Source organism: Kitasatospora sp. NPDC038210, assembly GCF_055600605.1.
The window spans coordinates 159742-177966 of the sequence record NZ_JBVJYK010000002.1 but is presented as its reverse complement, the minus strand read 5'-3'; the positions used below and the strand labels follow the sequence as shown (position 1 = coordinate 177966).

The 18225-nt window shown below is 74.0% G+C and carries 19 protein-coding genes; 4 read left to right on the top strand and 15 right to left on the bottom strand.

The genetic code is table 11. The features are described 5' to 3' along the window. Positions 1–233: 233 nt before the first annotated feature. Both ACZ7KX_RS04355 and ACZ7KX_RS04350 read right to left on the bottom strand, forming a co-directional pair. On the bottom strand, positions 234–665 hold the full coding sequence (locus ACZ7KX_RS04355) for a hypothetical protein (protein WP_470325239.1): 432 nt from the start codon (positions 663–665) through the stop codon (positions 234–236). Positions 666–681: 16 nt separating this feature from the next. Further along, positions 682–1587, bottom strand: coding sequence for an NmrA family NAD(P)-binding protein (locus tag ACZ7KX_RS04350; RefSeq protein WP_470325238.1), 906 nt, complete (start codon positions 1585–1587; stop codon positions 682–684). A gap of 86 nt (positions 1588–1673) precedes the next feature. Between ACZ7KX_RS04350 and ACZ7KX_RS04345 the strand changes: the two genes are divergently transcribed. Further along, positions 1674–2156: a MarR family winged helix-turn-helix transcriptional regulator gene (locus tag ACZ7KX_RS04345; protein WP_470325237.1), complete on the top strand. Its 483-nt coding sequence runs from the start codon at positions 1674–1676 to the stop codon at positions 2154–2156. Here ACZ7KX_RS04345 and ACZ7KX_RS04340 read toward each other — a convergent pair. The 10 genes from ACZ7KX_RS04340 to ACZ7KX_RS04295 all read right to left on the bottom strand — a co-directional run bounded on the left by ACZ7KX_RS04340 (position 2153) and on the right by ACZ7KX_RS04295 (position 11034). After that, a complete protein-coding gene (locus ACZ7KX_RS04340; RefSeq protein WP_470325236.1) occupies positions 2153–3130 on the bottom strand; it encodes an urease accessory protein UreD in 978 nt (325 codons plus the stop codon). The two genes, ACZ7KX_RS04345 and ACZ7KX_RS04340, sit on opposite strands and share 4 nt — an antisense overlap. Further along, positions 3127–3747: an urease accessory protein UreG gene (gene ureG, locus ACZ7KX_RS04335; RefSeq protein ID WP_350519127.1), complete on the bottom strand. Its 621-nt coding sequence runs from the start codon at positions 3745–3747 to the stop codon at positions 3127–3129. The genes ACZ7KX_RS04340 and ureG overlap by 4 nt, the downstream gene beginning before the upstream one ends. Positions 3748–3828: 81 nt before the next feature. Beyond that, entirely contained in the window at positions 3829–4554 is a 726-nt protein-coding gene (locus tag ACZ7KX_RS04330) for an urease accessory protein UreF (RefSeq protein WP_470325235.1), read from the bottom strand. Next, positions 4551–6275: an urease subunit alpha gene (gene ureC, locus ACZ7KX_RS04325; protein WP_470325234.1), complete on the bottom strand. Its 1725-nt coding sequence runs from the start codon at positions 6273–6275 to the stop codon at positions 4551–4553. The genes ACZ7KX_RS04330 and ureC overlap by 4 nt, the downstream gene beginning before the upstream one ends. Then, the gene (locus ACZ7KX_RS04320; RefSeq protein ID WP_470325233.1) at positions 6275–6832 is read right to left on the bottom strand and encodes an urease subunit beta; all 558 of its coding nucleotides are present in this window, start codon (positions 6830–6832) and stop codon (positions 6275–6277) included. Before ACZ7KX_RS04320 ends, ureC begins: the two co-directional genes overlap by 1 nt. 23 nt (positions 6833–6855) lie before the next feature. Continuing rightward, a complete protein-coding gene (locus tag ACZ7KX_RS04315) occupies positions 6856–7728 on the bottom strand; it encodes a cobalamin biosynthesis protein CbiX (RefSeq protein WP_470325232.1) in 873 nt (290 codons plus the stop codon). 3 nt (positions 7729–7731) lie between these two features. Continuing rightward, positions 7732–8037, bottom strand: coding sequence for an urease subunit gamma (locus ACZ7KX_RS04310; protein WP_363652535.1), 306 nt, complete (start codon positions 8035–8037; stop codon positions 7732–7734). A 57-nt stretch (positions 8038–8094) separates the two neighbouring features. Then, a complete protein-coding gene (locus tag ACZ7KX_RS04305; RefSeq protein WP_470325231.1) occupies positions 8095–9066 on the bottom strand; it encodes an urea transporter in 972 nt (323 codons plus the stop codon). A gap of 210 nt (positions 9067–9276) precedes the next feature. Further along, complete coding sequence (locus ACZ7KX_RS04300; protein ID WP_470325230.1) at positions 9277–10020, bottom strand: alpha/beta fold hydrolase; 744 nt, start codon at positions 10018–10020, stop codon at positions 9277–9279. 255 nt (positions 10021–10275) lie between these two features. Next, positions 10276–11034: an alpha/beta fold hydrolase gene (locus ACZ7KX_RS04295; RefSeq protein WP_470325229.1), complete on the bottom strand. Its 759-nt coding sequence runs from the start codon at positions 11032–11034 to the stop codon at positions 10276–10278. Positions 11035–11319: 285 nt separating this feature from the next. Here ACZ7KX_RS04295 and ACZ7KX_RS04290 point away from each other — a divergent pair, with 285 nt between their 5' ends. Both ACZ7KX_RS04290 and ACZ7KX_RS04285 read left to right on the top strand, forming a co-directional pair. After that, positions 11320–11853, top strand: a complete 534-nt coding sequence (locus tag ACZ7KX_RS04290) for a SigE family RNA polymerase sigma factor (RefSeq protein ID WP_470325228.1) — start codon at positions 11320–11322, stop codon at positions 11851–11853. Continuing rightward, positions 11850–12752, top strand: coding sequence for a hypothetical protein (locus ACZ7KX_RS04285; protein ID WP_470325227.1), 903 nt, complete (start codon positions 11850–11852; stop codon positions 12750–12752). The genes ACZ7KX_RS04290 and ACZ7KX_RS04285 overlap by 4 nt, the downstream gene beginning before the upstream one ends. A 162-nt stretch (positions 12753–12914) precedes the next feature. On the opposite strand, the gene ACZ7KX_RS04280 is transcribed toward ACZ7KX_RS04285, so the two are convergent. After that, on the bottom strand, positions 12915–14132 hold the full coding sequence (locus tag ACZ7KX_RS04280; protein ID WP_470325226.1) for a glycosyltransferase: 1218 nt from the start codon (positions 14130–14132) through the stop codon (positions 12915–12917). A gap of 206 nt (positions 14133–14338) precedes the next feature. On the opposite strand from ACZ7KX_RS04280, the gene ACZ7KX_RS04275 reads away from it, so the two are divergent. Continuing rightward, positions 14339–15151, top strand: a complete 813-nt coding sequence (locus ACZ7KX_RS04275; RefSeq protein WP_470325225.1) for a nucleotidyltransferase domain-containing protein — start codon at positions 14339–14341, stop codon at positions 15149–15151. A 593-nt stretch (positions 15152–15744) separates the two neighbouring features. On the opposite strand, the gene ACZ7KX_RS04270 is transcribed toward ACZ7KX_RS04275, so the two are convergent. Both ACZ7KX_RS04270 and ACZ7KX_RS04265 read right to left on the bottom strand, forming a co-directional pair. Beyond that, a complete protein-coding gene (locus ACZ7KX_RS04270) occupies positions 15745–16230 on the bottom strand; it encodes a YbaK/EbsC family protein (protein ID WP_470325224.1) in 486 nt (161 codons plus the stop codon). 189 nt (positions 16231–16419) lie between these two features. Next, entirely contained in the window at positions 16420–18210 is a 1791-nt protein-coding gene (locus tag ACZ7KX_RS04265) for a 2-isopropylmalate synthase (RefSeq protein WP_470325223.1), read from the bottom strand. Positions 18211–18225: the final 15 nt, after the last annotated feature.

Sequence of the window (18225 nt, the reverse complement as noted above, 5' to 3'; positions counted from 1 at the left end):
TGCGCCTCCCGAGCGGGGGACGGCACCCGGTGCGCCGCCGACCCGTCCCTCGATGTAGCAGCGGTTCCTCGGCACACGCACGACCGCACCGTCCGGAACCGGACACCCGACACTCCGGCCGGCTCCCGGCGGAGGGCCCCGGCATCCCCGCCGAGCAGCACCGGTACCGTGCCGTCAGGTTGGCGCGAAGGCACCCGGCTCGTACGGTGCACTTTCCGGCGCCCGTCGGCCGTTCACTCCTCCCGGTGGAGCGTGAAGTCGGCCGGCCCGCCGTCCATGGTGAAGCGCCGTGGCGCGCCCGGCTGCTCGGGCCGCCAGCCGGCGGCGAGGCCGGCCCGGACCAGGGCGGCGGTCAGGGCGGGGGTGACCGGGGCGAGTCTGAAGACCTCGGCGATGCGCTCGGCGGGGGCGGTCAGCAGGACACCGTAGTGGAGCCAGGGGTCGTCGAAGCGGAGGGTGACCTCCAGCGGGCGGCCGGCGCCCCCGGCGCGGCCGAGGCGGCTGTGGCTCCGGCCACCGGCGTCCTCGGAGCCCTCGCAACGCTCGGCGCACTCGGGGGTGTTCGGCCAGACCCGGACCACGACGTGACCGGCGTCCCGGGAGCGGACGGTCCAGCGGTAGTCGCGGCCGTCGACGTGGATCCTGCGCGGTGTCCTGCGGGCCATCCCGCCACGGTACCCGTCAGAGGTCCCACGTCCGGGCGGCGGCCCAGGCCTCCAGCGGCTGCCAGTCGATGTCCGGGTGGGCGGTGTGCAGGCCGTCGGTGTCGATGTCGAGGCCGGACTCCTGGAAGTAGCGGAACATCGCGGCGAGGTCCTCGGAGTAGGTCTCGACGACGGTCAGCGGCACCTCCTCGCAGCGGATCGGGCGTCCGCTGGCGGCGGCGATCGCGGCGGCGATCTGATCGCCGGTGCACCACTGGGAGGCGATGTCGATCCGGCGGCCCGCGTACGCGTCGGGGTGGGTGAGGACGTGGGCGGCGAAGGCGCCGATGGTCTCGACGGCGATCACCGGAATGGGGACGCCGGGCGGCATGGGGAGGTGGAAGACGCCCTCGCGCAGGGACCGGAGGGTCCAGTCGTTGTCGTAGTTGTCCAGGAAGGCGGCCGGGCCGATGACGGTCCAGGGCAGGTCGAGACCGGCCAGGTGCTGTTCGATGCGCTGCTTGGAGTCGAAGTGCGGGATGCCGGTGGAGCGGTCGGCGTTGGTGGCGGAGGTGAGGAGCACGTGCCGCACACCGGCGGCGGCCGCCGCGTCGAGCAGGGCGATGCCCTGGCGGACCTCGGTGTCGAGGTCCGTGCCGAACGGGGTGGACATCGCGAACAGCGCGCCCGCGCCGTCCAGTGCCGCGGCCAGCGTGGCCGGGTCGTCGAAGTCGGCGTGCACCACGTGGGCGCCGAGCGCGGCGAGCCGGGCGGCGGCCGGCGATCCGGTGTCGCGGGTGAGGGCGCGGACCGGACGGCCGGCGCGGAGCAGGGCGCGGGCGGTGGCACCGCCCTGGGCGCCGGTGGCGCCGGTGACGGCGACGGGGAGTTCGGAGACCTCGGGGAACTCGGAGGACTTGGGAAGGTCATTTACCTGCGTCATGCAGACAACATAGAAAGAGATATCTGCGCTACGCAACCAATTATCCGGCGGGCTGCCGCCGACGCACGGCCGGTTACCCTTCCCCCATGACGACCCGAGACGAACTGATGGCACGACTGTGGCCGGTCTCGCGCCGCTACCTGGCCTCCTACGTGCTGTTCAACCAGGCCGTCGCCGACCACCTCGGCATGCACCCCACCGACGTCCAGTGCCTCAACCTGCTCACCCTGGAGGACGGCCCGGTCACCACCGGCCGGATCGCCGAGCTGACCGGCCTCACCAGCGGCTCGGCCACCCGCCTGGTCGACCGCCTGGAGAAGGCCGGCCTGGTCGCCCGCCGGCGGGACGAGGCCGACCGCCGCCGCGTCCTGGTCGCCGTCCGCCCCGAGGCGCTGGAGCGCTTCGGAGCGGTGTGGCGCACCCTGGGCGCCGACTGGGCGGCCGCCTTCGCCGAGGACAGCGAGGACGAACTCGCCTTCCTGCTCCGGCACATGAACCGCACGGTGGAGCTCAGCCACCGCCAGATCGCCCGCCTGACAGGGAGCGACGACGCTCCGGCCGCCGACTAGGTCTTGCGGAGCTCCGGCGCCGGGGCCCCGATCAGCAGCCGGCGCACCGCGTCCCAGGCCGAGCGCAGCGCGGCCGCGCAGGCGCGGGTGTCCGAGCCGAGCAGGCGCAGCCAGGCGCCGCTCTCCTCGGGGAGCACGCTGACGCCGTACAGCAGGCCGGAGCCGGCCAGCGCCTCGTGCAGGGCGTCCGCGACCAGCGCGGGCGGCGCGAGCGGGGTGAGGACGTAGAGGCTGGACATCACGCCGTGGCCGGCCAGCACGGCCGGACCGTCGACGCCCGTTCCACCACCGGCGGACCGCGCGGGTTCCAGCCGTACGGCGTCCAGGGCCACCAACCGGCCGTCCGGGCGGCGCACTTCGAGGTCAGAGGCGAACACCCGGTAGGCGTTGCGCTCGCCCCGCGCGAGGCGGCCGGCCAGCACCGTCTCGCTCGCCAGCACCGTCGCTCCCGGGTCGACGGTCAGGACGGTCCGCTGGTAGAGGCGGGAGTCGACGAAGGGGATCACCGGCTCGGGCAGGTACTCGACGTAGGCGCCCGGGCCGGCCGCCAGGGACAGGAGCTGCGTCGCGTAGTCGTGCTCCATCCGGTAGACCTTGGTGGCCGCCTGGGTGGTGAGGTGGACGGCCGTGTCGGCGCCGCAGCACACGTCCGTGCGCAGCCGGTCGGCCTGCAGGACGCCGCCGCCGGTGGACATCAGGAAGGTGACGGCGAGGTCGGGGCGGGCCGGGTCGAAGTACAGCGGGCGCATGATCTGCAGCGGCGACTTCTGGTAGTGGCCGGTGAGTTCGGTGCGGCCGCCGATCCGCTCGAAGGCCAGTTCCAGCAGCCCGACCTTGCCGGGGCGCCCGACCGCGAGGGTGTCGGGCGCCCCGGCGTGGCGGCGGACCTCGTACGGGACGCGGGCGGGCTCGTAGTGCCGGGGGTCGAGCCGGGGCACCGCCGGCGGTGCGACGCGCGACCGCGCCCCGGTCACGCCGGCACCTTCCGGAAGGTCTCCAGGAACGCGGCGATCTCCTCCAGCCCCTCCCCCGTCAGGCAGTTGGTGAGCACCACGGGGCCGCCCTCGCGCACCCGGCGGGCGTCGGACTCCATGATGCCGAGGTCGGCGCGGACGTACTGGGCGATGTCGATCTTGTTGATGACCAGCAGCTCCGACTCGGTGATGCCCGGGCCGCGCTTGCGGGGCATCTTCTCGCCCTCGGCGGTGTCGAGGACGAACAGGAAGAGGTCGACCAGCACCGGGCTGAAGGTCAGCGTGAGGTTGTCGCCGCCGGACTCGAACAGCAGGGTGTCGACGTCCGGGAAGCGTTCCAGGAGTTCGGCGCCGGCCGCGAGGTTCATCGTCGGGTCGTCCCGGACGGCGGTGTGCGGGCAGGCGCCGGTCTCCACGCCGACCACCCGCTCCGGGTCCAGCAGCCCGGCCAGGGTGCGGCGCACGTGCTGGGCGTCCTCCTGGGTGTAGATGTCGTTGGTGACGACGGCGGGGCGGTGGCCGCGCGCGATCAGCACCGGGACGAGCGCCTCGATCAGCGCCGTCTTGCCGGAGCCCACCGGCCCGCCGATGCCCACGCGGAGCACGTTCTCGGTCAACTCTCCTCCTCTGGTGCGACGTTGTGTACGTCGCGCTGTGTACGTCAGGTTGTGGTCGTCACGTCGTGCACGTCCGGTGGTTCAGCTCGCGAACAGCCGCGCCTCGGCCCGTTCGTGGCGTCCGGACATCGCGTCGGCGACCGGCACGCAGCCGCCCAGGTCGTCCGACTCCCGCACCAGGGCGGCCGAAACGACCTCCCGGATGACCGGCGCGACCGCCCGCAACACCACCTGCGCCCGGCGGTGGTCGGTCAGCCGCAGCCTCAGCGCCGCGCCGACGAAGCTGCTGCAGAACGCGAACAGGTCGCCGGTGACGGCCTGTTCGACGGGAACCGCGGCCGAGGCGTAGGCCACCCCGGCGGCCACCGCCTGGCAGCCGGGCGCGCGTTTGTCCGCGACCAGCGCGGCGTACCGCTCCAGCGGCTCACCGCCCACCGACTCCCGTGCGATGTCCAGGAGCTGGCGCCCGGTCCGGGTCGCGGCCAGCCGCAGCTCCCGGTTGAGCTTGGTGGCGTGCAGCCGCTGGTCGGTCTCGGAGAGCAGGTCCCAGTCGCCCGCCGAGGCGGCCCGGTGGGCGAGGGCGAGCGCGGTGGCATCGGACGGTCCGACGCCGTGCCGCAGCAGGTCGGCGAGCAGTTCGGGCAGCGTGTCCGGGGTGACGGCCTTGGCCTGGGCGTAGCCTTCGAGGCCGTGCGAGAGGGTGTAGAAGCCGCTGGGGAAGGCGGAATCGGTCAGCTGGAGGCAGACCAGCAGGGCGTCCAGCCGGTCCTCGGGAACGCCGCCCGGGCCCCCGGAGTCGGCGCTCACGCGAGGTAGAACAGGTGGTTGAGCGGCAGTTGGCGGGCCGGCTCGATGGTCGCCGGCTCGCCGTCCAGGGTGACCCGGTAGGTCTCCGGGTCGACCGCGATCTTCGGCAGCGCGTCGTTGCGCACCATGTGCTGCTTGCCGACCGACCGGCACCGCCGCACCGGCAGCACCCGGCTGTCCAGCCCGAGCCGGTCCGGGACGCCGAGGTCCACCGCCGCCCGGGACATGAAGGAGACCCGGGTGGCCTGCTTGGCCCGCCCGTACGCGCCGAACATGGGCCGGTAGTACACCGGTTGCGGGGTGGGCAGCGAGGCGTTGGGGTCGCCCATCAGCGCCCAGTTGATCACCCCGCCCTTGATCACCATCTTGGGCTTGGCGGCGAAGGAGTTGATCGGCCACAGCACGATGTCGGCGAGCTTGCCGGGCTCCAGCGAGCCGATGTGGTCGGCGGTGCCGGAGGCGAGGGCCGGGTTGATGGTGAGCTTGGCGAGGTAGCGCAGCACCCGGACGTTGTCGTGGCGTTCGCTGTCGCCGGCGAGCTTGCCGCGCTGGTCCTTGCAGTGGTGGGCCGTCTGGAAGGCGCGGGTGAAGGACTCGCCGATCCGGCCCATCGCCTGCGAGTCGGAGGAGAAGATCGAGATGACGCCCTCGTCGTGCAGGACGGTCTCGGCGGCGATGGTCTCTGCGCGCACCCGGGAGTCGGCGAAGGAGACGTCCTCGGGGATGTCGTGGCTGAGGTGGTGGCAGACCATCACCATGTCCAGCAGTTCGTCGACCGAGTTGACGGTGTAGGGCAGCGTCGGATTGGTCGAGGACGGCAGGACGTTGGGCTCGCCGGCGATCCGCATGATGTCCGGGGCGTGGCCGCCGCCGGCGCCCTCGGTGTGGAAGGTGTGGATGGTGCGGCCGTCGATCGCCGACAGGGTGTCCTCGAAGTAGCCGGACTCGTTGAGGGTGTCCGTGTGGATGGCCACCTGGACGTCGTACTCGTCGGCGACGCTCAGCGCGCTGTCGATCACGGCCGGGGTGCTGCCCCAGTCCTCGTGCACCTTGAGGCCGCACACGCCCGCCTCGACCTGTTCGCGCAGCGCGCCCGGGAGCGAGCCGTTGCCCTTGCCGAGCAGCCCGACGTTGACCGGCAGGTCCTCGACGGCCTGGTACATCCGGCCGATGTTCCACGGGCCGGGGGTACAGGTGGTGCCGTTGGTGCCGTCGGAGGGGCCGGTGCCGCCGCCGATCAGGGTGGTGATGCCGTTGCTCAGCGCCTCCTGCACCTGCTGCGGGGAGATGAAGTGGATGTGGGTGTCGATGCCGCCGGCGGTGGCGATCAGGTGCTCGCCGGAGATCACCTCGGTGCCGGGGCCGATCACCAGCTCGGGGTGCACGCCGCTCTGGGTGTGCGGGTTCCCGGCCTTGCCGACGGCGGTGATGAAGCCGCCCTTGACGCCGATGTCGCCCTTGACCACGCCGAGCACCGCGTCCATGACGACGACGTTGGTGATGACCAGGTCGAGCGCGCCCTGGACGGAGGTGGCGGCGGGGTCCTGGGCCATGCCGTCGCGGATGCCCTTGCCGCCGCCGTAGACGGCCTCGTCGCCGTAGTGACCCTGGTTGAAGTCCTGCTCGACCTCGACCACCAGGTTGGTGTCGGCGAGGTGGAAGCGGTCGCCGACGGTGGGGCCGAACAGGTCGGTGTACTGCCTGCGGGAGAGGATGGCCATCAGCGGGCGCCTTCCTGGTGGGTCGCCGGGTGCGTTTCCGGGTGGACCTTCGCGTGGACCTTCGCGTGGACGTTCGTGTGGATCTCGGCGTGGAGGTCCGGGTGGATCTCCGCGTGGGAGTTCGGGTGGACCTCCGTGTGGAGGTCCGGGTGGGGGTCCCGGGGCCGGTCCTCCTTGAGGTCGAGGTTGGTGCCCTTGAAGCCGAGGGCGAGCGCCCGGTCGATGGCGCGGGCCCGGGTGGCGGGCGCGGTGATGCCGCCGTCCACCAGGTTGCTGAAGCCGACCAGGCGGCGGTGGCCGCCGAACTCGGCGAGCGTGACGTCCTTGGTGTCGCCGGGCTCGAAGCGGACGGCGGTGCCGGCCGGGATGTCCAGGTGCTTGCCGAAGGCGGCGTTGCGGTCGAAGTCGAGCGCGCGGTTGGCCTCGAAGAAGTGGTAGTGGGAACCGACCTGGATCGCCCGGTCTCCGGTGTTGCTGACGGTGATGGTGGCCTTGGCGCGGCCGGCGTTGATCTCCACCGGGTCGTCGCCGTACAGGTATGCGGCGCCGCCAGACATGGCTGGCCTTCCTCTCTGCCGGTTCAGTGGGGGGTGTGTGCGGGTGCGTGGGGGTGGTGCCGGTGGGGGTGCTGACCGGGGTGCGGGTGGCCGTGGGGGTGGTGGGCCGCGCCCGGTCCGTGGCTGTGCGGGTAGCCGTGCCCGTGCTCCGCGTCCAGGCCGGCCCGGATGCCGTCCTCCCCGTGCCCGAGCGTGTGCAGCGCGGCCGCCGTCCGCGCCGCGATCACGCCGGCGATCGCCGACGGGCGCAGCAGCGGGCCTCCGTCGCGGATGCCGGCGGGCGCCTCGCGCGTGCCGTCCCGCGCGCCGTCCCGGACGTCGGGCAGCGCGGCACGCAGGGCCGGGCCGAAGGAGGCCGGAACGGCCGTCACCTCGCGGGCGCCGAGCAGGCGGCAGCGTTCGGCACCCTCGGCCGGGTCGGGGTCACCGCCCTCGAAGGCGACCTCCACCCAGCGGTGCCGTCCGTACTGGCGGACCAGTCGGGCGATCCGGAACAGTTCGGCGTCCTCGAAGGGACCGGCCGCCGGGGCGGTGACCAGCAGGGCGCCGTCGGGGGCGGTGCGGGCGGCGGCCCGCAGCCAGCCGATGAGGTGCTCGGCGGCGCCGAAGGGCGCGGCCAGCGCGAGCCGGCCTCGGCCCTCGCCGGCGGCGAGCCAGCGCAGTGCCCGGGCGGTGTCGGCCACCAGCCGGGGGTCGCGGCCGAGCGTCATCGGCACGACGCAGACCGGCCGGTCGTCGGCGGCCAGTGCGCGGCGGACGGCCTCGGCGAGCGGGCGGCCCGCCGGGGCGGCGGCGTGGACGGCGGGGTCGGCCGCCACCAGCGGGGCGAGGTCCCGGCCGCCGTCGCTCTCGTGCCCGCCGGCCAGCACCACGGTGGCGGACTGCGGTCGCGTCATGGCTCAGGCACCCACCGGGTCGTGGCAGGAGACGAGCTTGGTGCCGTCCAGGAACGCGGCCTCGACCTGGAGCAGCGGCAGCATCTCGCGCACGCCGGGCATGACGTCGGCGTTGCCGACGACCTGCTTGCCGATCTCCATGCATTCGGCGACGGTGCGGCCGTCCCGGGCGCCTTCCATGATGGCTTCGCTGATGAGTGCGCAGGCCTCGCTGTAGTTCAGCTTGACGCCGCGGTCCCGGCGTTTGCGGGCCAGATCGGCGACGACGTAGATGTACAGCTTGTCCATCTCACGGGGCGAGAGATTCACGGGAATCACTCTTCCTTTCCGAGGATCCGATGAAATACAAGGGAGTTGGACGGACAATCAGACCCGGCGCAGGCGGGGAACGGCCGGCACGGCCGCCAGGAACAGCATCGTGGTCAGCACGAACGGCCAGGTGAAGGCGTGGCCGCCGAACGGCGCGCAGATCGCCGCGAGCGCCGGGGTCAGGACGGTGGCGGTGGCCGCCCCGAGCAGGGCGTAGCCCGCGCTCCAGCGGCTCGGGGCGACGAAGACCCCGCACAGCGCGAGCGCCGCCAGCACGCCGCTGTAGCCGAGCAGCCCCTGCCCGACCGCCTCGGCGGGTGCACCGAGGCCCCAGGCGGTGAGCAGACCGGTGGCGCTGCCCGCACAGGCCATCAGGCCCGCGAGGCGGCTCGCGGCGAAGAGGCCGGCCAGGAACAGCAGGCCGACGTACCACTGGGGCATGAAGAAGATCTGACCGATGTTCGCGAAGAAGCCGCGCCAGAGCTCGTCCCACCCCAGGCCGGCCTCCCCGACGGCGGCCGCGGGCAGCGTGGCGGGCGCCTCGGCGCCGCGCCACAGCCGCCGGAACCCGGGGGCGGCGACCGTGAGGCCCGTCGCGACCAGGCAGAACGGCGCGGTCAGCGCCGGGAGCCGCCACGCCGCCAGGACCGTCCCGAGCCCCGCCGTGACCACCACGGCGACGGCCGAGCCGAGCACCGCCACCGCGACCGTCGCCGGGTGCCCGGCCCCGAGGAGGACGGCGCACCCCAGCGCCACCAGGCACCCGTTGTACCCGTGCAGCCCGGCCCGGACGGCCCGCCGGTCGAGCCCCAGCCCGTACGCGACGGCGGTCGAGACGGCGGTGCCGAGCAGACCGTAGAGCCCGAACTGCGGGCCGGCCGCGAACAGTGCGGCCACGAAGAGGAGCCCGCACAGGGCGGACGGCATGAAATCGACCTGAGCGACGCCGCGCAGGACTTCGGCGACCAACCTGACGGATATCGGACGAGCCGGCGCGACCGCGCTCTCCCCACCCTCGTACTGACCCATGCTTCGCACCAATTCCCGGTACGGCCGGTGGGTTTGGAGACAGCCCCCGGCGATTCCTCCGGAACCGTACTCCTACGGATTGCGAAGTCGGTCACATACGGGCCGTTACGTCAAATCGACGAAGCGTGACCACAGGGCCGTTGAACTGCAACATTTTGTTGAAGGAAGCGGGGGTCGGCCTCCCCGGAGGGGGGAATTCTTTGCGAAGTTTTACTCAGGGATGCCCAAATGCCGGACCAGGAACCCCTCCGAGGCCTCCACCTCGAAGTCCGGCACCTCCAGATGGCCGCCGGGATTGGCGTGCAGCGTCTTCTCGCGCGAGCCGAACGCGCCGAACAGCGCCAGCGCCCCCTCGCGCGGGACCAGCTCGTCGTCCCACTGCAGGACGAACTCCAGCGGCACGCCCACCCGCTCCGCCGCCTCGGTCTGCGCCGTGTGCCCCGTCAGCCCGAACACCGCGGCGGTGATGCGGGGTTCGGCCGCCGCGAGCGGGATCCCGACCACGCTCCCCAGCGACAGCCCCCAGAACCCGACCGGCCCGTACGGGGCGTCCGGGGCGTCCGGCCCCCGTAAGGCGTCCAGCACGGCCACCCACTCCGGCACCGCCCGCTCCGCGAGAGCCGCCGTGTGCCGTGCCACCCACGCACTGATCGGCCGCCGGGCCGCCAGCAACTCCCCGATCTCCGTGACGAACCGCTCGTCCTGGGCGCTGCGCGGCCGCTCCCCGTGCCCCGGCGCGTCCAGCGCCACCGCGGCGTAGCCGTACCGCACGACGCACCGCCGGGCCCGCTCCTCGACCGTCCGGCTGCTCCCGCCGCCACCGTGCCCCAGCAGCACCAGCGGCCGCCCGCCGAGCGGCGGTCCGGGCGGCTGCCAGAGCACACCGGGCACGCCGTCGAGGGTGAAGCCCCGTTCCGAGACGCCGTCCGTGTCGATCTCCGAGGTGAAGTCCACCCCGCCATCATGGCCCCCGACACGCGTTCGAGTCCGGTCAATGCCCCGGTCCGCCACCGCACGGGCTCCATCGCCGGGCGGCGAACGGCGGGTACGGCAGCGGGGAGAGGGGCGGACAGCGGCGGACGGCAGCGAACAGCGGGGAGGGGACGTCGGATCCGCCGACGTCCCCTCCCCCGTGTCCCCGTCCCCGTCCCCGTCCCCGTCCCCGTCCCCGTGCTCGCGCTCGCGCTCGCGCTCGGTGCGGACCGGCCGCTACCGGGCCGCCGCGTGCTCCTTCAGGAAGTCCAGCAGCAGCGCGGTGGTCTCCTCCGGGCGCTCCAGGCTCGGCAGGTGACCGGCCCACGGCAGCTCCAGGTGCCGGGCGTTCGGCAGGACGGCCGCGAGGGTCGCGGCGATCTCCCGGAAGTCCGGCAGGTCGTGCGCGCCGCCGACGGCCAGGGCCGGGACGGTGACCGACGAGAGGTCGACCTCCTCCTTGTCCGGACCGACCGTCGCCTCCATCTGCACGTCGAACGCGTGCCGCTGCATCCGCCGGACGTCCTCGCGCACCTCCGCGGTCGCCTCCGGGCCCAGCCAGGTGTCGACGTTCAGCGCGACGGCGCCGTCGATGTCACCGGCCTCGATCAGCTCCTCCTCGCGGTCGCCGAACGCCCGCAGGGTCTCGCGGGGCTCGTGCCCGGGCATGCCCGCCGCCAGCAGCGCCAGCGCGGTGACGGCCTGCGGCCGCAGCGCGGCCACCGTCAGGGCGATCCGCCCGCCGTGCGAGGCGCCGACCAGGGCGGCGGACTCGATGCCCAGGTGGTCCAGGAGCGCCAGGACGTCCCGGGAGTCGCTGTACGGGACCTCCGAGAGCGGCGACTCGCCGAACCCGTGGAAGTCCGCCCGCACCACCCGGTACCCGGCGTCGAGCAGCGGCTGCCACTGCGCGTCCCACATCCGTCGGTCGCACACCGAGGAGTGCAGCAGCACCACGGCGGGCCCACTGCCTGCTACGTCATGAGAAATGATCATCGAGCGGATGCTAACCGTCCAACCGCCGGTTCCCCAAGCGATTTCCGCAGCTCACGACGAACCCGGCCGCACGAATCCCCCGGATCCCCCCGGATCCTCCCGGATCCCCCCGGGCACGCCCGCATCCACCACCTCCCCCGGCCCCCGGCCCGCGGCCCGCGGCCCGCCAACCGTCCACCCCACCGATCCCCACCGCGCCCACCGCCCGTGACACCGGACGAGGGGCCCGCACCGGAGTAAGCGTTTCCGGCCGCCCGTGGGCTCCGGGTGGGTGAGGAGGTGCTCATGGGAGAAACGAAGAGCGGGCGGGACGACGAGTTCCAGACGTTCATCGTCGCGGTCTGGCCGCGTCTGGTCCGCACCGCGTACCTGCTGGCCGGCGAGCAGTACGCGGCGGAGGACCTGGTGCAGTCCGCCGCGGAGAAGGCCTGCGCGGCCTGGTCGAAGGTGCGGCGGGCGGACGATCCGTACGCCTACGTGCGGCGGATCCTGGTCAACCAGCACGCCCGCCGCTGGCGGCGGCGCCCGCCGGAGCTGCTGGTGGACGCGGTGCCGGACACGGCCGGTCCGGAGGACGGGTTCGCCCGGTCCGACCGGCGCGGGCCGCTGCTGACGGCGCTGGCGGCCCTGCCGCCGCGCCAGCGGGAGGCGGTGGTGCTGCGGCACTGGGAGGACCTCAGCGACAGCCAGACCGCGGCCGCCATGGGGTGCTCGGTGGGCGCGGTGCGCAGCCACGCGGCGAAGGGCATCGCGCGGCTGCGGCAGGCCACCGAGCTGGTGGCGCTGAAGGACACGACACACATCGGAGGAACGGTATGAGCAGGGACGTGACCGCCGACAAGGACCCGTGGATCGGGCTCGGCATGGCCGAGGCGGCAGCGGGCGCGAAGGTCGGCCCGGTACCGGTGGCGGACATCCTGGCGGGCGGCCGTCGCCTGCGGCACCGCCGCCGCGCGGCGGTCGGCGCGGTGGCGCTGGCCTCGGTGCTGGCGCTGACGGGCGGGGCGCTGGCGGAGCTGCGCCCGGATCCGGCGGCCGGCCGGCTCGCCCCCGCCGGGTCCGGCGCGGCATCCGTCGCGCCGACGCCCGCCCCGACGGCCGCCACGGCCGGACCCGCGGTGCGCGACCCGTTCACGCCGGTCCGGGTCCGGATCGGGCAGGGCGTCTCCAACGGCAGGACCTGGGAGCTCTGGCAGGCCCTCTGGCCGGTGGCGCCGAAGGAGCGGGCGTACGAGCAGGCGCTGGCGGTGTGGCAGGAGCGCGCCCCCTTCGACCCGGCCGTCTCCAAGCCGACGGAGGACTTCGTCGCCCACTACTGGGACCCGGACGCCGACGTCGTCAACACCTACCTGGTCGTGGACGGGGTGCGCCTGCAGCACGACTCGGAGGGCACCACGCCGTCCCCGGGAAAGCTCGACCCGCGCGCTGCGACCGACGTCGGCGGCGGCCTGGTCGGCCGCAGCACCAAGGACGGCATCGTGCCCCCCGTGGACGTGGTGCTGATCTCCGTCGGCCCCGACGTCGGCCGGGTGGTGGTGACCTGGACGGACGGCACGACCACCGAGCCCCAGCCGGTCACCGTCGGCGACTCCCCCACCCGACGCCTGGCGGTCGCCCGTCCGGGCACGATACGGGCGAAGTCGTGGCAGTTCTTCGACAAGAACGGCAAGGAGCTCCCGAACAACGACGCCAAGTACCTGACCGAGGCGTCGCTCTGACCGTGCGGGTGATCGCCGGAGCCGGTCTCCCGGCGGGGTGACGCTCGGGGAGCGCCGGTGCGGACGGGCGCGGGCCGGTGGGGGGGCGTGCCCGGTGGGGGTGGGACCGGCCCGGCGGGGGTGAGGCGTGCACGGGCTCGGCCTGCCCCCGGCCGGGCGCCGTCAGCCCGCCGCGGCTTCCAGCAGCAGCTTCGCCGCCGACGCCGCCCCGTCCGTGCGGATGTCGCCCGCGAGGGCCGCGGCCCGGCGGGCGGTCTCCGGGGTGAGGGCCTGCCGGAGAGCGGCGGACAGGGTGTCGGTCGTCGGGGTCGGCCCGTCGTGGGCGACCCCGATGCCCAACTCGGCCACCCGCGCGGCCCAGTAGGGCTGGTCGACGATCTGCGGAACGAGGACCTGGGGCACACCGGCCCGGGCAGCCGTGGTGGTGGTGCCCGCGCCGCCGTGGTGGACGACGGCGGCGACCCGGCGGAACAGCGCCTGCTGGTTGACCTCGCCGACGGCGAAGCAGTCGTCCGCGCCGTCGGCCTCGGCCAGTCGGGCCCAGCCGCGCCCGAGCAGGACCCGGCGGCCCTGGGCGCGGACGGCGTCGACGGCCACCCGGGCGGCGCCCGCCGCGTCGCGCAGCGGCATGCTGCCGAAGCCGACGTACACCGGTGCCTCACCGGCCGTCAGGAAGGCCTCCAGGTCCGCGGACAGCGGGCGGTCGTCCGGCAGGATCCACGCGCCGGTCTGCACCACGTCGCGGTCGGCCGGGAGCCGCCACGGGTCGAGCGTCGGGTCGGTGGCCAGCCAGGGGCGGTCGGTGAGGACGTGGTCGCGGACGTTGTCGACGACCGGCAGCCCGACGGCCGCCCGGTGGGTGTTGACCGGTTCGCCGAACAGCGCGTTCATCGCGCCGATGTTGAGCTCCCACAGCTCCCGGTTGTCGGTCACCCCCGCCGGGTACGGCTGCATCGGGTACTCGAACGGCCGGTGGTGCGGGGAGGGCAGCACGGTCGGCTGCAGGGCGACGCACACGAAGTGGGCGCCCAGTTGCTCGGCCGCCGCCTGCGCGCCGGCCACGGCCGGGAACAGCCCGGTCGCCACCACCACACCGCCCGGTTCGGCCGCTGCGAGCACCGCCCCGTGGAACTGCTCGACCAGCCGGGCCGCCCGCGCGGGGAGCTCCGACGGCGCCGGCGGCGGCCCGCTCACCAGCGAGCGCACCGCCTGCCCGACCGGCACCAGGTCCACCCCGGCCTCGGCCAGTCGCGCTGCGAACTCCTCGTCCGGCGGGGCGCACACCCGCACCGCGGCGCCCGACGCCTTCAACTGCAGCGCCAGCCCCGCCAGCGGCTCCACGTCCCCGCGCGACCCGTACGTCGACAACACCACTCGCACGTCGTGACTCTCCTGTCAATCGCCGTTCCCGCCCTTGAGTCGGTGATTCTGCGGCACCACCGGGGCCTTGCGGCAAGGCCCCCCGTGCGCTATACGTTGAGAGTGGCGAGGAGTGAGTGCACCTCCTCGGCCGCTTCCTCCCCCTCTTCCAGGCCTCGCAGCCGCGCAGGAGTGCAGCCGTTCCGACGGACTGTCAAACTCTGTCCATGCGAACGATCATCGAGGGCATGGCCGAGCAACTGACCAGCGTGCCGGGCGTGGTGGGCGTGATGCTCGGGGGCAGCCGGGCGCGGGGCGAACACGACGCGGGCTCGGACTGGGATCTCGGCGTGTACTACCGGGGCCGGGGCGACGGACTCGACCTGGCGGCGCTGCGCGCGCTGGCCGGGCCCGGAATGGAGGTGGCCGGACCGGGCGGGTGGGGTCCGTGGGTGAACGGCGGTGCGTGGCTGCGGGTCGACGGGGTCGCCGTGGACTGGATCCTGCGGGACCTGGACCGTGTCGAGCGGGTGTGGGCGGACTGTTGCGAGGGGCGCTACGAGGTGGGGGTGCAGCCGGGGCATCCGCTCGGATTCTGGTCGCCCTGCTACGCCGGCGAGGTGGCCTGCGGACAGGTTCTCGCCGATCCCACCGGCGAGTTGACGAGGCTGAAGCACCTGACCGAGGTCTATCCCGAGCCGCTCCGTACGGCCCTGACGGGGGCGGCCTGGGAGGCCGGGTTCCTGCTGGACCTCGCCGCGAAGGGCGCCTCCCGCGCGGACACCCTCTACGTCTCGCTCTGCCTGTCCCGGGCGTTCGGCGTTCTGGTGCAGGCCCTCCACGCCCATGACCGCCGCTGGTGCCTCAACGAGAAGGGCGCCCTGGCCGTCGCCGACGGGCTTCCCGCGGCGCCCCGGGACTTCGGCCGACGGGTCCGCACCCTCCTGGCCGCGCCCGGCGGGTCGCCGGACGCCCTGGCGGCGACGGTCGCGCGGGCGCGGGGGCTGACCCGGGAGACCGTCGCCGTGCTCGACCGCTGAGCCCGCCCCGGGCTCCCGGGCGGGCGGCGGGCGGGGCCTGACCGCTCGGGCCCGGCGGCGGTGAGCACGGCCAGGGCGGTCCCAGGCGGTCCGGGCGAAGGCCTCCTGGCAGGACGGTCCGGCGACGGGCCGGCGATGGGCCGGCGGGCGTAGCGGGCCTCGGGCAGGTCGAAGGCGTCCACCAGGGCGGGCGGGTGCTCCGCCAGCCGTGCGAAGGACCGTTCCTGCAGACCGGGGCAGCTGCGCGGCCCGGTCGGGTGTCAGCTCCCCGGCGCCGACCAGCGGCGTTCCGTGCGCGTCGATCCGGCACAGGGTGAACAGCCGGTGCAGGTCGTGCAGGAGGGCGCGGGCGGTGTCGTCCCGGGCGGCCGCGGCCCAGGCGACGAGGGTGGCAGCCGCGTCGTGTTCGGCGTGCGCGGGCGGCGAGCCGATGCGGGTCGGCGGCGAGGCCGGCCGGATCGGTGTTCTCGTTCACGCGCTTCAACCACCGTTCCCGATCTCCCGCTCCGCGGCGCACGGGGACCGGCCGCTCACCGCGACACGCCTCGATCGGAGGGCAGCCCGCCCCGCGGCGACGGGCTGCCCTCCCCGGATCATTCGGGCGTGACGGGTGACGCGGTGCCGGCCGTCACCCGCAGCAGTTCCTCGTACGACATCGGAACCACCGTGTGCGGGTGCCCGGCGGCTGCCCACAGCACCTCGTACTGCTGGAGCGCGGTGTCGACCACCGTGCGCAGCGGGGCCGGGTGGCCGGTCGGGGCGACCCCGCCGATGGCCTGGCCGGTGGCCTCGCGGACCCGGCCGGCGCTCGCCCGGACGATCTCGCCCGAGCCCAACCGGGCGGCCAGGTAGACGGTGTCGACCCGGTGGGCCCCGCTGGTCATCACCAGCAGCGGCGCGCCGTCGCACAGGAACACCAGACTGTTCGCGATGGCCCCGACCTCGCAGCCGAGGGCCGTCGCGGCCTCCGCCGCCGTACGGGCGGAGTCGGGCAGGACGACGATCTCACCGGCGATGCCGGCCGCTGCCAGCGCCTCGGCGACCGCCTGGCTTCGAGTGGGAAGAGAAGGGGACGTCATCGACCCATCATGCCGCCCGCTCATGACGTGGGCTCATGTCGTGTACTCATGACGTGCGCTCATGACGTGCGCTCATGACGTGTGCTGCGCTGAGCCCCATGAGCTCCTCGCATGACTCCGGTGCCATGAGTTCCGCTCATGACCCCGACCTCATGAGCCCCTCTCATGACTCCGCGCCATGACTTCCCCTCATGTCCTCACCCCGTGAACCCCACTCATGTCCTCCCCCGCCTCGACGCCAGGGCCGGTTCCGGAAGCGGCGCCAGGGCCGGAAGCGCAACCGGCCCCCGCCCGACCGGCCGCGCTCAGGACCGCCCGTACGCCCGCGGTGAGGACGGAGGTGTCCCGGCCTACGCCCCAGACGACCGGGCCGCCGGCTCCCCCGATCCGCGCCTGGACGTAGGCGACGGCGTCCGGACCGGAGCGCACCGCGTGCTCGCTGAAGGAGAGGATCTCCGCCCCCACCGCGTTCGCGACCGCGTCCAGCGGCCCGGCGCCGGTGCCCCGCCGGCCGTCGACCTCGGCCCAGTCGTCGCCGACCCGCCAGGACCGCGAGGATCCCTCGTCGAGGTACTCCGCCCGGAACAGCCCGTACAGTTCCTCGCCCGTCATCTCCCTCCCGCTGTCGTCCGTCGCCCGCTGCACGACCCGCGCGAACTCGATCTGCAGCCGCCGGGGCAGCTCCAGCCCCTCGCCGGCCTGCAGCAGGTAGGCGATCCCGCCCTTGCCGGACTGGCTGTTGACCCGGATCACCGCCTCGTAGTCCCGGCCGAGGTCGGCCGGGTCGATCGGCAGGTAGGGCACCGACCAGGGCGCTTCCCGTTCGGTGACGCCCAGCTCGGCGGCGGTCCTGGCGTGCTGCGCGAAGCCCTTCCCGATGGCGTCCTGGTGGGTGCCGGAGAAGGCGGTGTGCACCAGGTCCCCGGCGTAGGGGTGCCGCTCGTGGACGGGCAGCCGGTTGCAGTGTTCGACGGTGCGCCGGATCCCGTCGATGTCGGACAGGTCGAGCATCGGGTCGACGCCCTGGGTGTGCAGGTTGAGCGCCAGGGTGACCAGGTCGACGTTGCCGGTGCGCTCGCCGTTGCCGAACAGGCAGCCCTCGATCCGCTGTGCGCCGGCCAGGACGGCGAGTTCGGCGCAGGCGACGCCGGTGCCCCGGTCGTTGTGCGGGTGGACGGAGAGGATCACCGAGTCGCGCCGCTCCAGGTGGCGGTCCATGTACTCGATCTGGTCGGCGTAGACGTTCGGGGTGGCGATCTCGACCGTCGCCGGCAGGTTGTGGACGACCGGGCGGTCGGGGCACGCGTCCCACAGCCGGGTCAGCCCGTTGCACACCTCCAGGACGTAGTCGGGCTCGGTCAGGTTGAACACCTCGGGCGAGAACTGGAACCGCAGGCCGTCCCGGCCGTCTCCCAGTCGGGCCATGTGCGTGGCGGCCTCGGTGATGAGTGCCCGCAGCTGTGCCCGTTCCTTGCCGAGGACGACGTCCCGCCACAGCGGCGCGGTCGCGGTGTAGAGGTGGACGACGACGCGCGGCAGGCCGGCGACGGCTTCGAAGGTGCGCTCGATCAGGTCGGCCCGGGCGGCGGTGAAGACGACGACCGTGACGTCCTCGGGGACGGCGCCGGGGGTGGTGGCCAGCTGCCGGACGAAGTCGAAGTCGGTCCGGCTGGCGGAGGGGTAGCCGACCTCGATCTCCTTGAAGCCCATGGCCAGGAAGAGGTCGAACATGCGCTGCTTGCGTGCCGGGTCCATCGGTTCGGCGAGCGCCTGGTTGCCGTCCCGCAGGTCGACGGGCACCCACAGCGGAGCCCGCTCGATGCGCCGGCCGGGCCAGCGCCGCAGCAGGGCGGGGACGTGGACCCGCCGGTGGGCGGGGAGGTAGCGGTGGGAGGGCATGGCGCCGCCGCGTTGCGGGTTCCAGGCGGGGGCGTCGGCCGGGACGGGCCCGGCGGGGGCGTGCAGGGTCGGGAAGATCATGCGAGTTCCTCATGA